This is a genomic window from Sphingomonas cellulosilytica, assembly GCF_052321755.1.
In the GTDB taxonomy this organism is placed as follows: domain Bacteria; phylum Pseudomonadota; class Alphaproteobacteria; order Sphingomonadales; family Sphingomonadaceae; genus Sphingomonas.
Map to the genome: position 1 here is coordinate 414,119 of NZ_JBQRTT010000001.1, position 13,724 is coordinate 427,842.

The 13,724-nt window shown below is 69.0% G+C and carries 14 protein-coding genes; 9 read left to right on the plus strand and 5 right to left on the minus strand.

Annotation, left to right across the window (positions count from 1 at the left end):
* Positions 1-14 precede the first annotated feature (14 nt).
* The 5 genes from ACTZQ5_RS01980 to ACTZQ5_RS02000 all read left to right on the plus strand — a co-directional run bounded on the left by ACTZQ5_RS01980 (position 15) and on the right by ACTZQ5_RS02000 (position 4,358).
* Positions 15-482, plus strand: a complete 468-nt coding sequence (locus tag ACTZQ5_RS01980; RefSeq protein WP_443583474.1) for a PH domain-containing protein — start codon at positions 15-17, stop codon at positions 480-482.
* A gap of 68 nt (positions 483-550) precedes the next feature.
* Positions 551-1,309: an exonuclease domain-containing protein gene (locus tag ACTZQ5_RS01985; RefSeq protein ID WP_443583475.1), complete on the plus strand. Its 759-nt coding sequence runs from the start codon at positions 551-553 to the stop codon at positions 1,307-1,309.
* A 55-nt stretch (positions 1,310-1,364) separates the two neighbouring features.
* Positions 1,365-2,870, plus strand: coding sequence for a sensor histidine kinase (locus tag ACTZQ5_RS01990; RefSeq protein WP_443583476.1), 1,506 nt, complete (start codon positions 1,365-1,367; stop codon positions 2,868-2,870).
* Complete coding sequence (locus tag ACTZQ5_RS01995; protein ID WP_443583477.1) at positions 2,867-3,313, plus strand: response regulator; 447 nt, start codon at positions 2,867-2,869, stop codon at positions 3,311-3,313. Before ACTZQ5_RS01990 ends, ACTZQ5_RS01995 begins: the two co-directional genes overlap by 4 nt.
* A 1-nt stretch (position 3,314) precedes the next feature.
* On the plus strand, positions 3,315-4,358 hold the full coding sequence (locus ACTZQ5_RS02000; protein WP_443583700.1) for a sensor histidine kinase: 1,044 nt from the start codon (positions 3,315-3,317) through the stop codon (positions 4,356-4,358).
* A gap of 1 nt (position 4,359) precedes the next feature.
* Here the strand turns inward: ACTZQ5_RS02000 and ACTZQ5_RS02005 are convergent, their stop codons facing one another.
* Together ACTZQ5_RS02005 and ACTZQ5_RS02010 are read right to left on the minus strand one after the other, a co-directional pair.
* Positions 4,360-4,839: a DUF1440 domain-containing protein gene (locus ACTZQ5_RS02005; protein ID WP_443583478.1), complete on the minus strand. Its 480-nt coding sequence runs from the start codon at positions 4,837-4,839 to the stop codon at positions 4,360-4,362.
* 102 nt (positions 4,840-4,941) lie between these two features.
* Positions 4,942-5,676 carry a class I SAM-dependent methyltransferase gene (locus ACTZQ5_RS02010; RefSeq protein ID WP_443583479.1) on the minus strand — a complete coding sequence of 245 codons (735 nt, stop codon included), beginning with the start codon at positions 5,674-5,676 and terminating at the stop codon, positions 4,942-4,944.
* A 48-nt stretch (positions 5,677-5,724) separates the two neighbouring features.
* On the opposite strand from ACTZQ5_RS02010, the gene ACTZQ5_RS02015 reads away from it, so the two are divergent.
* The 4 genes from ACTZQ5_RS02015 to ACTZQ5_RS02030 all read left to right on the plus strand — a co-directional run bounded on the left by ACTZQ5_RS02015 (position 5,725) and on the right by ACTZQ5_RS02030 (position 10,470).
* Positions 5,725-6,585, plus strand: coding sequence for an oxygenase MpaB family protein (locus ACTZQ5_RS02015; RefSeq protein WP_443583480.1), 861 nt, complete (start codon positions 5,725-5,727; stop codon positions 6,583-6,585).
* A 107-nt stretch (positions 6,586-6,692) separates the two neighbouring features.
* Positions 6,693-8,210, plus strand: coding sequence for a DUF4153 domain-containing protein (locus tag ACTZQ5_RS02020; protein ID WP_443583481.1), 1,518 nt, complete (start codon positions 6,693-6,695; stop codon positions 8,208-8,210).
* Entirely contained in the window at positions 8,207-8,920 is a 714-nt protein-coding gene (locus ACTZQ5_RS02025; protein WP_443583482.1) for a response regulator transcription factor, read from the plus strand. Before ACTZQ5_RS02020 ends, ACTZQ5_RS02025 begins: the two co-directional genes overlap by 4 nt.
* Complete coding sequence (locus tag ACTZQ5_RS02030; RefSeq protein WP_443583483.1) at positions 8,905-10,470, plus strand: sensor histidine kinase; 1,566 nt, start codon at positions 8,905-8,907, stop codon at positions 10,468-10,470. Before ACTZQ5_RS02025 ends, ACTZQ5_RS02030 begins: the two co-directional genes overlap by 16 nt.
* Positions 10,471-10,504: 34 nt before the next feature.
* Here the strand turns inward: ACTZQ5_RS02030 and ACTZQ5_RS02035 are convergent, their stop codons facing one another.
* The 3 genes from ACTZQ5_RS02035 to ACTZQ5_RS02045 form a co-directional block, all read right to left on the minus strand.
* Positions 10,505-12,439 carry a CocE/NonD family hydrolase gene (locus ACTZQ5_RS02035; protein WP_443583484.1) on the minus strand — a complete coding sequence of 645 codons (1,935 nt, stop codon included), beginning with the start codon at positions 12,437-12,439 and terminating at the stop codon, positions 10,505-10,507.
* Between the two features lie 78 nt (positions 12,440-12,517).
* Positions 12,518-13,003 (minus strand): MarR family winged helix-turn-helix transcriptional regulator, encoded by a 486-nt coding sequence (locus ACTZQ5_RS02040; protein WP_443583485.1) that lies wholly within the window; start codon positions 13,001-13,003, stop codon positions 12,518-12,520.
* Positions 13,004-13,092: 89 nt separating this feature from the next.
* Positions 13,093-13,704 carry a class I SAM-dependent methyltransferase gene (locus tag ACTZQ5_RS02045; protein WP_443583486.1) on the minus strand — a complete coding sequence of 204 codons (612 nt, stop codon included), beginning with the start codon at positions 13,702-13,704 and terminating at the stop codon, positions 13,093-13,095.
* Positions 13,705-13,724 lie beyond the last annotated feature (20 nt).

Genomic DNA, 13,724 nt, shown 5'->3' on the forward strand with positions numbered 1-13,724 from the left:
GATAGGGTCGGGCCATGGTGGGGACCTATAGCGCCGAACGGCAGGTGGACAGCTTCCGCTCCAGCACCAACCGCTGGCTGCTCGGCAGCTTCGGCGGCTGGCTGACGATCCTCGCCTGCGCGATCGGCGTCGGCCTCGTCATCATCGCCATCCGCTGGCTGCAGAACATGTCGGCCGCCTATGAGGTCACCGACCAGCGGCTGATCGTGCGGCGCGGGCTGATTATGAAGTCGATCGACGAGATCGAGCTTTATCGCATCAAGGACGTGCGCGTCGATTTCTCGGTCATCAACCAGATCGCCGATATCGGCACGATCACGATCACCTCGTCCGATCGCACCACCCGCAATGCCAGTTTCGTGCTGCGCGACGTGCCGGCGGCGCGAGAGCGGCGCGAAGGCCTGCGCAAGCTGGTCGACCGCGCGCGCCAGCGCCGCGGCGTACGCGAACTGGATGTGGACGACGAGGACGATTACCGCTGATCCCCGTCCCCCGCGAGGAAAGATCGGGACGCTGGCATAAATCCCCGCGCTACCCCATCTAGGGCGCAATGCGTCCCCAGCCCCAGATCATCCGCGTCATCGACCTCGAAACCACCGGCAGTGCGCCGCCCGCGCATGGCGTGTGCGAGATCGGCTGGCAGGATGTCGCGCTCAAGGCCGACGGGCGCTGGGAACTGGAAGGCGAAGGGGGCGCGATCCTGGTCAATCCGGGCCGACCGATCCCGCCCGTCACCCAGGCGATCCACCATATCCCCGACGAGGATGTCGCCGAGGCGCCCTGGTGGCACGATGTCGCGCGCCGGGTGCTCGATCCGTGGCCGCGCCGCGTGGCGCTCGCCGCGCATCGTGCCGATTTCGAGCAGCAATTCTGCACGGCCAGTCTTACCCATGGCGCGGAATGGATCTGCACCTGGAAATGCGCGCTCCGGCTGTGGCCCGATTCGCCGAGCTTTTCCAATCAGGTGCTGCGCTACTGGCGCAAGCCCGAGGGGCTCGACCAGCAGCGCGGCCTGCCCGTCCACCGCGCCTTTCCCGATGCCTATGTCACCGCGCATCATCTGCGCGACCAGCTGAACGAGGCGGGTGTCCAGCAGCTGCTGGAATGGTCGCGCGATCCGGGCCTCATCCCCCGCGTCCGCTACGGTCCGCACCGCGGCAAGGCGTGGAGCGAGCTCGACCACGACAGCCTGATGGCGTTCCTCACCGATCGCGATCCCGATATCCGCTTCACCGCCAATGCCGAGATGGACCGGCGCAGCGGCGGCGGCCCGATCGTGCGCAGCAATCCGCAGGAATTGCTGCTGTAGACAAGTAAGTCAGCCTGTCTGGTGTATCTGCGCGCACTCGCCTAAGGCAGCGGCCGTGCTCGCCACCATTCGCAACCGGTTCGTCGTTTCGGAAGGCCGCTTCGGCCGTGTCCTGATCGCCTTCATGGCGGTCGGCTTCCTGGCGCTCGTCGCCGCCGGCGTCGCCGCCGCACTCGCGACCATGCGCAACCAGGATCATACCGCTGCGGTCAACCACACCTACGAGGTCGAACTGGCGGTCAGCAACGCCCGCCGCCTGATCGAACAGGGCGAGGCGTCGCGACGCGGCTATCTGCTCACCGGCAACGTCGAATATCGCGATGCCTATCGCCGCTGGGCGGCGGCGCTGCCCGGAGCGATCGGCAGCCTGGACCGGCTGACCCACGACAATCCCCGCCAGATCGCGACGCTGGCGCTGCTGCACCGGGAAATCCGCGCGTTGCTCCAGCAGCGCGCGCGCACCATCACGCTGATCGACACCGGCCAGATCGGCCGCGCCATCGCCGCGTTCCAGGGCGAGGCGAGCGTACGGCGGCTGTCGGTCATCCGCGACGCCTTCGGCCGCATGGCCGCCGAGGAGCGCCGCCTGCTCGCCACGCGCGATGCGGCACAGCGCGACAGCGTCCGCGCCTTCTATGCCATCCTGGCGCTCGCGGGCGTGCTGCTGGTGCTGGTCGCCATCGCCTCGCTGCTGACGGTGATGCGCTACACCCGCGATCTCGCCACCTCGCGCGATACCCTGCGCGACTTCAACGAGCGGCTGGAGGAAACCGTCAACGAACGCACCGCCGACCTCAGCCGGGCGAACGAAGAGATCCAGCGCTTCGCCTACATCGTCAGCCACGACCTGCGCTCGCCGCTGGTCAACGTGATGGGCTTCACCGCCGAACTGTCCGCCGCCACCGCACCGCTCGCCGACCTGATCGACAAGGCCGAGGCGGAATGCCCCGCCATCGTCACCGACGATGCGCGACTCGCCGTGCGCGAGGACCTGCCCGAGGCGATCGGTTTCATCCGCACCTCGACGCAGAAGATGGACCGGCTCATCAACGCCATCCTCAAGCTGTCGCGAGAGGGCCGCCGCGTCATCACGCCCGAACCGATCGATCCCGCCGCGGTGGTCGACACGATCGCCGGATCGATCCGCCACCTGCTCGACGATCGCGGCGTCACCCTCACCGTCGCGCGGCCGATGCCGGCGCTCTCCACCGACCGGGTGGCGATCGAACAGATCCTGTCGAACCTGATCGAGAATGCCACCAAATACCTGCAACCCGGCCGGCCGGGCGCGATCGCGGTGTCGGGCGAAACGCGCCGCGACCGCGTGATCCTGTCGGTCGCCGACAACGGCCGCGGCATCGACCCGCGCGATCACCAGCGCATCTTCGACCTGTTCCGCCGTTCGGGGCAGCAGGACCAGCCGGGCGAGGGCATCGGGCTGGCGCACGTGCGTGCGCTGGCCTATCGCCTGGGCGGCACGATCGACGTCGACAGCGAACTCGGCCGCGGCTCCACTTTCCGCATCAACCTTCCCAAGACCTATCAGGACGGTAACCCATGAACGCCCATCAATCCGTCGGCATCGTGATGATCGAGGATGACGAGGGCCATGCGCGGCTGATCGAAAAGAACATCCGCCGCGCCGGCATCCTCAACGACATCAAGCATTTCACCGACGGCGGCCAGGCGCTGCACCATCTGTTCGAGGCCGCGGACGGCCCGGCGAAGAACGGCCCGGCGCTGGTGCTGCTCGATCTCAACCTGCCCGACATGAGCGGCACCGACATCCTCGCCCGGATCAAGGCGGAGGACAGCCCGCTCAAGCGCACGCCCGTCGTCGTGCTGACCACCACCGACGACAAGATCGAGATCCAGCGCTGCTACGATCTCGGCTGCAACGTCTACATCACCAAGCCGGTGAATTACGAAAGCTTCGCCCAGGCGATCCGCCAGCTCGGCCTGTTCCTGTCGGTGATCCAGGTCCCCGAGGTCGAGGAACACTGATCTGTCCGACGCGCTCGCCCCTTCCGTCCTCTATATCGACGACGACGCCGGCATCCGCCGGCTGGCGGCGCGCGCGCTAGAGCGGCGCGGCTATCGCGTGACGCTGGCCGAAGGGGGCGCGGAGGGGGCGATGCTCGCCGCATCGCAGGCATTCGATCTGGTCGCGGTCGACCATTACATGCCCGGCATGGACGGGCTGGAGACGCTGGAGCAGCTGAACGCCCTGCCCGCGCCGCCGCCGGTCGTCTACGTCACCGGATCCGACGAAGGCCGCATCGCCGTCGCCGCGCTGAAGGCCGGCGCCGCGGATTACGTGGTGAAGACGGTCGGCGACGATTTCTTCGACCTGCTTGCCGCCAGCTTCGTGCAGGTGCTCGATCGCGCCCGCTTGTCGCGCGAGAAGGCGGCAGCGGAGGAAGACCTGCGCGCCAGCAACGCCCGGCTGGAGGCGCTGCTGGGAGAGGTCAACCACCGCGTCGCCAATTCCTTGCAGCTCGTGTCGGCGATGGTGCGCCTGCAGGCGAGCGCGCTGGCCGATCCGACCGCACGCGCCGCGCTGGACGATACCCAGCGGCGCATCGGCGCCATCGCGCAGGTGCATCGCCGTCTCTATTCGGCGAACGACGTCGAGAGCGTCGACATGCGCGACTATCTCGGCTCGCTGATCGAGGAACTGACCGAGACGCTGACCTGCGACACCGCGCCGCATGCCTTGCGCCTCGCCGCCGAGCCGATCCGGCTGCCGACCGACAAGGCGGTGTCGCTGGGCGTCATCGTCACCGAACTCGTCACCAACGCCTGCAAATACGCCTATCCGACCGGCGCGGGCGGCGAGATCCGCGTGCTGCTGGCGGCCGAGGGGGCGGACGTGTTCCTGCTCGCGGTGGAGGACGACGGCTGCGGCATGCCGGCCGAGGCGACGCCCAAGGGCACCGGGCTCGGCACCAAGCTGATCCGCGCCATGGCGCAGAGCCTGCAGAGCATCGTCGAATACGAACCGTGCGAACGCGGCGTCCGCGCGACGCTGCGCGCGTCGCTGCAATAGCTCAGGCGAGCGCGGCCAGCACACCGCGGCGCGTGCCCTCCAGCGCCAGGCCGAACACGGCGTGACTGGCGAGGCCATAGGCGTGGGTCGATGCCGGCGTTTCGGTCGGCGACGGCCCCCAGCCCAATGCCGGCACCGCCGCATCGTCCAGCAGTGTCGCGACGCCGATGCCATAGGCGAGGCCGAACCCCGCCGTGCTCTCCGGCCAGCGTCGCGCCGCCAGCGCATAGCCGACGCCGAGCGCCGCGCCCGTCGCATAATGGACGAGGTTGCCGGCAGCCTTGCGATGATCGTCCGCGACGGGGGCATCAGCCACCAGCTGCTTGGCGCTGTCCGCCGCCTTCACCGTCGCCGGCTCGTCGTCGCTGTCGCCATCCTGACCGAAGGCGGAGGCGGCGACCGACTGGAACAGGTTCATCGCCAGGCTGGCGGCGAGCCCGCCGGCGAGGCCGGCGACGAGGGTCTTGGCGAATGACGACACGAGGGCTTCTCCCGTTGATCCGCCCGTAACGCGCCGGGCGGGCCGACGGGCGCACCGCGCCCGCGTCCGGAAACGTACATCCGGTGCGGCCGTGCGCCTGCCCTATGGCCTGCGGAACTTCAGCACGAACTGGTCGGTCCGGCCGCGGATCGCGGGATCAAACACATTCCTGGTGTGATCGTCCGCCGGATTGGCCAGCGCGTTGCTCGCCCCGACATAGCGGAAGCCGGCGGCCTCCACCTGCCGCCGCACCGCCGCCGGATCGATACGATGCCGGGTCTCGGTGCCCGTCATCTCGCTGCCCGGCGCATCGGCATGGTCGATCACCACATAGGTGCCGCCCTTCTTGAGCAGCTTGAACACCGCGGCGTCGAACGCGCGCAATGCCGGCTCTCCCGCCCCCTTGTTGGGGATGTCGTGATAGTTCTGCACCGTCCAGAACAGGTCGGCCGGCTGCGGCAGCGTCGGCAGGTTGGTCGGCTGCACCTCGGCGACGACATTGGCGAGGCCGCGCGCCTTCAACGCCGGCAGCGTCTTCTCGGCATATTTGGCGCCGGCCGCGGGCCACAGCGCATAGACCTTGCCCTTCGGCCCGACGACCTGGGTGAAGATGCGCGTCCAATAGCCGGCGCCGGGCAGGTAATCGACCACCACGTCGCCGGGCTTCACCCCGGCAAAGGCGAGCACCGCCGCCGCCTGCCGCCGCGCATCGTCGCCGGCCTGGTCGGCGCGGGCGGGATCGGCGAGCGCGCGGGTGATGGCGGGGCCGGCCTTTTCCTGCGCCACGACGGCGGTGGTCATCGCCGCCGCTGCGATCATCGACACCATCAGGCGCATGCGTCTTCTCCCTCATGTTTCGGCGGAACGCCGCACTATATCAGCAGCATGACCGATCTACGCGATACGATCCAGACCGAGGTTCACCGTTTGGTCGGTTTCGGGGACGGGGCGGTCGACCTCACCCGCCCGCCGGGCGACGACGGCCTGTTCGGCCCCGGCTCCGCCGCATGGGTGGTGCATGGCGACTTCACCGCGATGATGGCGGGCGGCGTCGCCGCGCTGCTGCTCCAGATGCTGCATCCCGGCGCGCTGGCGGGCGTGTGGGATCATTCCAACTTCCGCCGGGACATGCTCGGCCGCCTGCGCCGCACCGCGCAGTTCATCTCCGGCACCACCTACGGTGCCACCGCCACCGCCGAGGCGCTGATCGCCCGCGTACGCACGATCCACGATTCCGTCGCCGGCACCCTGCCCGACGGCACGCCCTATAGCGCCAACGATCCCGACCTGCTGACCTGGGTGCATGTCGCCGAGGTGGCGAGCTTCCTTGCCGGCCATCGCCGCTATCGCGACCCTGCCTACCCTGCCGCGGAGCGTGACCGCTACCTCGGCGAATATGCCATCGTCGCCGAAAAGCTCGGCGCCACCGGCGTGCCGCGGACGGAGGCGGAGGTCGCCGCCTATTTCGCCCGCGTCCGCCCGCAGCTGCGCGCCGACCACCGCACGCGCGAAGTAGCGCGCGCGCTGCTGCGCCAACAACCGGCCAGCCTCGCCATGGCACCGGCGCAGGCGCTGCTGATGCAGGGCGGCATCGACCTGCTGCCCGATTGGGCCGCCGGCATGCACGGCTTCGCCACGCTGCCGATGCGTCGCCCGGCGGTGCGCGCCGGCATGGCGGGTGTCGGTTCGGTGCTGCGCTGGGCGTTGCGCGACGGTTCGGCGACCCGCGCCAAGCGCCAGGGCTAACCTGCACGGAATCTGCACGAAAGCCGGACCGCACCACCACCGCTTGCCCCGTCGATCCGGCATCCTGCGGGTCCATCACGCTCCGACCTGATGGAAGGAGCGATCCGATGACCAACCCTGCCGCCCGCGCGCGCCGACCGATGCCGCTCTTCGCCAAGCTGGCGGCGACCGCGACCGTCATCCTGGTGGCGGAGGTGATCTTCGATACCGGCAGCGAGATCGGCAGCACGTTGGGCGGGCTCGCCCTTGCCTGGCTTGCCGCGCTGCTCCTCACCCGCCCGCTCGTCCGGCGCGATCCGGCGGCACGCATCGCGGCGGCGCTCGCCTGCGCCTATGCGCTGATGCTGATCCACGATCCCGGTCCGCTGGCGCTGCTGCTGTTTGTGATCGCCGTGTCGCTCGCCGCGCTGCTGCCGCGTGCCCGCTTCGGCCATGCGCTCGCCTGGGTGCCGCGCCTCGCCTGGCATGGCGTGACCGGCCTTGCGACACCGCTGCGCGATCTCGCCCACGCCGCCGCTGCCCGGCAGGCGCGCGGCGGTACGCAGGGCCTGCGCGCGATGCTGGGGGTGCTGGCGATTCCGGTCATCGGCGGCGCGCTGTTCGTGATGCTGTTCGCCGCCGCCAATCCGCTGATCGGCAATGCGGTCGACCGCATCGTCCTGCCGGACTGGACGACGACCGCCTGGCGCCTGCTGCTGGGGGTCGCCGTGTTGCTGCCGGTCTGGGCCTCGCTCCGCCCGCGCGGGCTGGGCCTGCGGGATCGGCACGACACCGGCCGGCGCATCGAACTCGGCACCACCACGCTGGTGCTGTCGCTGGCGACGTTCAACCTGATCTTCGCCGCCCAGAACGCACTCGACATCCTGTTCCTGTGGAGCGGCGCGCCGCTGCCCGGCGGCGTCACCATGGCGGATTACGCGCACCGCGGTGCCTATACGCTGATCGCGACCGCGCTGCTCGCCGCGCTGTTCGTGCTGGTGACGCTGCGTCCCGGCAGCGCCGCGGCGGCCAGCCCGGCCGCGCGCCGGCTGGTGACGGCATGGATCCTCCAGAACCTGCTGCTCGTCGCCTCCAGCGCGCTGCGCCTGTTCGACTATATCGAGGCGTTCGGCATGACCGGGCTGCGCCTCGCCGCCTTGCTCTGGATGGCGCTGGTCGCGACGGGGCTTGCGCTGATCCTGTGGCGGCTGCTGCGTGGGCGGTCGGCAGCCTGGCTCATCAACGCCAATGCGCTGGCCCTCACCGCGGTGCTGAGCGTCACGGGCGTGGTCGATCTCGCCAGCATCGCCGCGGCGTGGAACATGCGCCACCGACCAAGCCCTGACCTCTGCTATCTCGAGCAGATCGGCCCCTCCGGCCTCGTCACCTTGGCGCGCATCGAGCGGCAGACGCGCGATCCGGCGGCTCGCGAGGCCGTCGCCGCCCTGCGTTGGCATGCACAGACGGCTCTCGCGGCGCGGCAGGACGACTGGCGCAGCTGGACATGGCGCGGTGCGGATCGCCTCGCGCAGATCGCCGCGCTCGTCGGCTCACAGGCACCGCGCCTCCGCCCTGCGCCCGCCGGGCGAGCCTGCGGACGGATCATGCCACCCCCCACCCCCTTGACCGAGGCGCCGCAACGATGATCCTGTGTCCGATGCCGCGCACCGTTCTCGTCGTCGACGACGATCCCCACATCCGCCAGCTGCTGGTCTTCGCGCTGCACAAGGCGGGGCTCGACACGCTGGAGGCGGAGGATGGCGAATCCGGCCTGGCGCTCGCCCTCGCCCGCACGCCCGATCTCGTCATCCTCGACATCAACATGCCGCGCATGGACGGGCTGGAGGTATGCCGCCGCCTGCGCAGCACCAACGACGTGCCGATCCTGTTCCTGTCGAGCCGCGACGACGAGATCGACCGCGTGCTCGGCATCGAACTCGGCGCCGACGATTATGTCGTCAAACCCTTTTCCCCGCGCGAGGTGGTGGCACGGGTGATGGCGGTGCTGCGGCGCACCGCGGCGCGCCCGCCGGCGGTGGAGGACGGCCGCGCGCTCGACCATGGTCGGCTGCGCATCGACCTCGACGGCTGGCACGCGGCCTGGGACGGGCAGGAGGTGACGCTGACCGTCACCGAATTTTCCATCCTTCGCCTGCTCGCCTCGATGCCGGCCAAGGTGTTCAGCCGCGATGCGATCATCGACCGGCTGCACGGGCCGGGCTTCGCGATCACCGACCGCACGATCGACAGCCACGTCCGCAACCTGCGCCACAAGTTCGCACACGTCGGCGCAGGCGACCTGATCGAGACGCGCCCCGGCATCGGTTATCGCCTCGGGCCTTGCACCGGCGCGTGATCGGCGGGGCCAAGGCCTGGGCGAAACGCCACTGGCCGCGGCTGCGGCTGCGCACCATCCTGTTCGCGACGCTGTTCCTGGTCGCCGCGCTGCCCGGCTTCGGCGCGGTGTTCCTGCGCGTGTACGAAAATACGCTGGTCCGCCAGACCGAGGCGGAACTCGCCGCGCAGGGCGCCGCCCTCGCCGCGGCAACCGCCGCGCAATGGCCGGGGGCTGGCGGAGCCCCGCTGTCGCCGGCCCGCATCGTTCCGCCGGGCGAAGGCGTCGACCTCAGCCTCACCCCGATCCTTTCGGAACGGCCGCCGCCGGTTCCCGCCGGGGCGGTTGCCCCGGACGCCATGACGGCAGCGGCGCAGCTCGCCCCCATCCTGCGGGCGACGCAGATGACGACCCTCGCCGGCATCCTGCTGCTCGATTCCGACGGACGGATCGCTGCCGGCACGCGGGCGCGCGGCAGCTACGCCCGCCTGCCGGAGGTCGCCGCCGCGCTGCATGGCCGCCCGATGACGGTGCTCCGCCGCAACGGCGCCTATCGCGCGGTATACCGCTTCGAATGGCTGTCGCGCGCCGCCGCGATCCGCGTGCATCACGCCCGACCGATCGTGGTGAACGGCCGCGTCGTCGGCGTGCTGCTGCTGTCGCGTTCGGCCCGCGCGCTGTTCCGCGGCCTCTACGAGGATCGCGGCAAGATCCTGATCGGTATCGCCGCGATCCTGTCGGCGCTGGTGCTGCTCAGCGGCATCATCTCGCGCGGGGTGACCCGCCCGATCGAGCAACTGGGCCTCGCCACCCGCGCCGTCGCATCCGGCCGCGGCACCGTGCCGGAGGTGCCGTCCACCGCCGCGATCGAGATCCAGGGCCTCTATGCCGATTTCGCCGCGATGACCGCCGCGATCGACCACCGATCGCGCTACCTGCGCGATTTCGCCTATGCGGTCAGCCACGAATTCAAGACGCCGCTGGCCGGCATCCGCGGCGCGATCGAGCTGTTGCAGGACCATCCCGACATGGCCGCCGCCGATCGCCACCGCTTCCTCGCCAATGCCGATGCCGACGCCGATCGGCTGGCGCTGCTCGTCACCCGCCTGCTCGAACTCGCCCGCGCCGATATGGCCGCGCCCGCCGACGATGCCACGGACGCCGGCGCCATCGTCGCGCGCGTGGCGGACGCCTGGCGCGGCGAGGCCTTCGCCCTCCACGTCGTCTGGGCCACGCCGCCACCGCCCGTCGCGCTGCCCGCCGCGACGATCGAAACCGCGCTGGCGACGCTGTTCGACAATGCGCGTCAGGCCGGCGCGCGCAGCGTGGAGGTCACCGGCACCGTCTCCGCGCAGCATGTCGCGCTCCGCGTCGCCGATGACGGCCCCGGTATCGTCGGCGGCGACGCGGCTCGGCTGTTCGAACCCTTCTTCACCACCCGCCGTGCTGCGGGCGGCACCGGCCTGGGCCTCGCCATCGCGCGATCGCTGCTCGAAGCGGGCGGCGGCACGATCGCGCTCGCCGGACCCGGCGCGACGTTCGTGCTGACCCTGCCGCGCTCACCCGCCTGACGGCATCCGCTTGAGCCAAAGCTGAGGCACCACCCTATCGTGCCTGCGGCTGCTCCACCGGCACCACCGGCAGCAGCACCGCGCTGGCGCTGTCACCGCCGCGGCGGAGCGTCACCGTCGCCTTCCGGTAATCACCCGGCTTGGCGAAGAAGATGTTGGGCACATAGGTCTGCGGATTGCGATCGTAGAGCGGGAACAGGCTGGACTGCACCTGCACCATCACCCGGTGCCCCGGCTGGAAGACGTGGTTCACCGTCGGCAGGCGGAAGCGATAATGCTGCACCTTGCCCGCAGGGATCGCGCTCGGCTTCGCGAAGCTGTTGCGATAGCGGCCGCGGAAGATGTCGAGGCTGATCGGCAGCTGGTATCCGCCCATCTTGGGGTCGGTCGCATTCTCAGGCGGGAAAACGTCGATCACCTTGACCACGAAGTCGCCATCGGTGCCGGTCGTCGCCGCATAGAGGTCGGCGATCGGCGCGCCGGAGACGCGCATCGGGGCGGTCAGTACCGGCGTCGTATAGGTCATCACGTCCGGCCGCCCATCGGCATGGCGCTGGTCGCTGACCAGCCAGTCGCCCCAGCGCCCGTCCTTGAAATTGACCGGGCGCGGCAGGTGCGGCACCGGCTTGGCGGGATCGGAGACGTAGCTGTCGCCGCCCGCCGCGCCCTTCGCGAAGCCGAGGCCGCCGTCCGCCTGCAGATAGATCGGCTTCAGCGGCGCCGGGCAGCCGCTTTCGCACGCGAGCGGCCATTGGCCCAGGCGATCCCAATGGTTTTCGCCGGTGTTGTAGATCGCCGCCTGCGGCAGGTTCGCGGCCGGCCCGTCCTTCAGATACTGGTCGAACAGCGGCAGCACCATCTGCTCGCGGAATTGTTGCGCGGTGTCACCATCCCACTGGAACGGCCCCAGGCTGCGCCCCTCACGATTGACCTGGCTGTGCCGCCATGGCCCCATCACCAGGAAGTTGTTGCCCGTCTTGCCCTTGGCCTTCAGCGCCTCCCACGCGGTGATCGCGCCGTACATGTCCTCTTGGTCCCACAGGCCCTGTTCCCAGATCGTCGGCACGTTCGAAGGATTGGCGGCGAGCAGCTTGTCGAGCGCCTGCCCCTGCCAGAAATCGTCATAGGCCGCGTGCTGCGACATGCGTGTCCAATAGGGCAATTGGTCGTAGCCCGACTTCTTCGCCCAATCGCCCGCCGAGCCGACCTCGCGGAAATTGTCGTAATCGTCCCAGCCGCCCGTCGGCGGCACGGTGCCGCCGCCCTTATAGCCGGTCTGCCCGCCCAGCCAGGCGATGTTGGCGAGCCGGAACGCGCCATAGTGGAACCAGTCGTCGCCCATCCAGCCGTCGATCATCGGGCTTTCCGGCGCCGCGACCTTCAGCGCCGGATGCGGGTTCAGCAGCGCCATGACGACGGTGAACCCCTCGTACGACGATCCGATCATGCCGACGCGGCCGTTCGATTGCGGCAGGTTCGCCTTGTTCACCAGCCAGTCGATCGTGTCATAGGCGTCGGTGACATGATCGACCTTGGTCGGATTGAGCGGCCCGATCACCGGCCGCGTCACCACGTAATCGCCCTCCGACCCGTATTTGCCGCGGATGTCCTGATAGACGCGGATATAGCCGCCCTTCACGAACATTTCGTCGGCGAGCGGCAGCGTGTTGAGCATCGAGGCGCTGTCCGATCGATTGGCGCGCGCCTTGGCATTGTAGGGCGTGCGGGTCAGCACGATCGGCGCATTGGTCGCGCCCTTGGGGATGACGATGACGGTATAGAGCTTCGTCCCGTCGCGCATCGGGATCATCACTTCGCGCTTGATATAGTCGTTGGCGGTATCGACCAGCTTGAAGGTCGCCGGAATGTCGCCCGACGGCGCCGGCTGCTGCTGCTGCTGCTGCTGCTGCGCATGCACGCCCACGGACAGAAGGGCGATCGACGAAAGCAACAGGAACGGACGGCGCATGGTCATCTCCGGCAGGAACAATGACCTATGCTAACGCCAGCGGGCCAGCCGGCAAGGGGGCGTTGCTGCGTTCGGGGTTCAACGCCCCAGCGCGTCGACGTGGACGCGCGCTGCCTCGGGGATCAGCGCCTCCAGCACCGACCAATAGCCCGCGACGGCATCCTGGCCGGCATGCGAATAGGCCTTGGCCATCCGTTCGCGCTGTTCCTGGTAGAGCGCGGTTTCGAGTTCCGTACCGCGTGCGGTCAGGCGCAGCAGGCGATGGCGACGGTCGAGATCGCCATGACGCATCTGGACGAGGCCGCCATCGACCAGATCCTTCATCACGCGCCCCAGCGATTGTTTGGTGACGCCGAGCAGGGTGAGCAGTTCGCCGACGGTGATGTCGGGTTTGCGGGCGATGAAATACATCGCGCGATGATGCGCACGTCCCAGGCCCATCTCGGCAAGCTTCTCGTCCGCACTGCGCACGAAACGCGACTGCGCGAAGATCATCAGTTCCATGCCGCGACGGATGGCGGCATCGTGCAGGAACAGCGCCGAGGAAAGCTTATGTGCGTCCATAACGGACGCACTACCGCAATGGATATCCTATGTGAAGAGGATAAGGGTTATTACCTATCCGAAAAGATCGCCTAAACGCCTTTTGACGATCAATCCTTCCATGCCCAATAGAGCTGGGCCGGCGGGACGTTCCACCATTCCATGTCATGGTCGATCATCTGGAAGTGCGGGGTGAGGAAGTCCTTCACCTTGGGCGAGAATTGATAGACGAGGAACGCGCCGCCGGTGCGGATGATCCGATGGGTGGCCGATGCGATCGCCGGGCCGATGCCCGCCGGCAGCGTCGAGAAGGGCAGGCCGGACAGGATGTAGTCCGCATGGTCGTGGCCATGTTCGCGCACGATCCGCTCCACGTCCGCCGCCGATCCCTCCACTGCGACGAAGCGCGAATCGGTGATCGTATGGTCGAGGTAGCGGATGAAGTCGGCATTGGTGTCGATCGCGATCAGCATCGCATCGGGTGCCATCCGCTCCAGGATCGGGCGGCAGAAGGTGCCGACCCCCGGGCCATATTCCACGAACAGCTTGCATGCGCCCCAGTCGACCGGCGCCAGCATCTTGCGGATCAGCTTGTCGGACGACGGGATGATCGATCCGACCATCACCGGGTGCTTCAGAAAGCCCTGGAAGAACATCGCCACCGGGCTCGGCACGCCAGCAGGACGGGTACGGCGCCTGGCGGCGGTGGTCGAACTCGGCATCGGTTTCCTGTCGTTTTCGC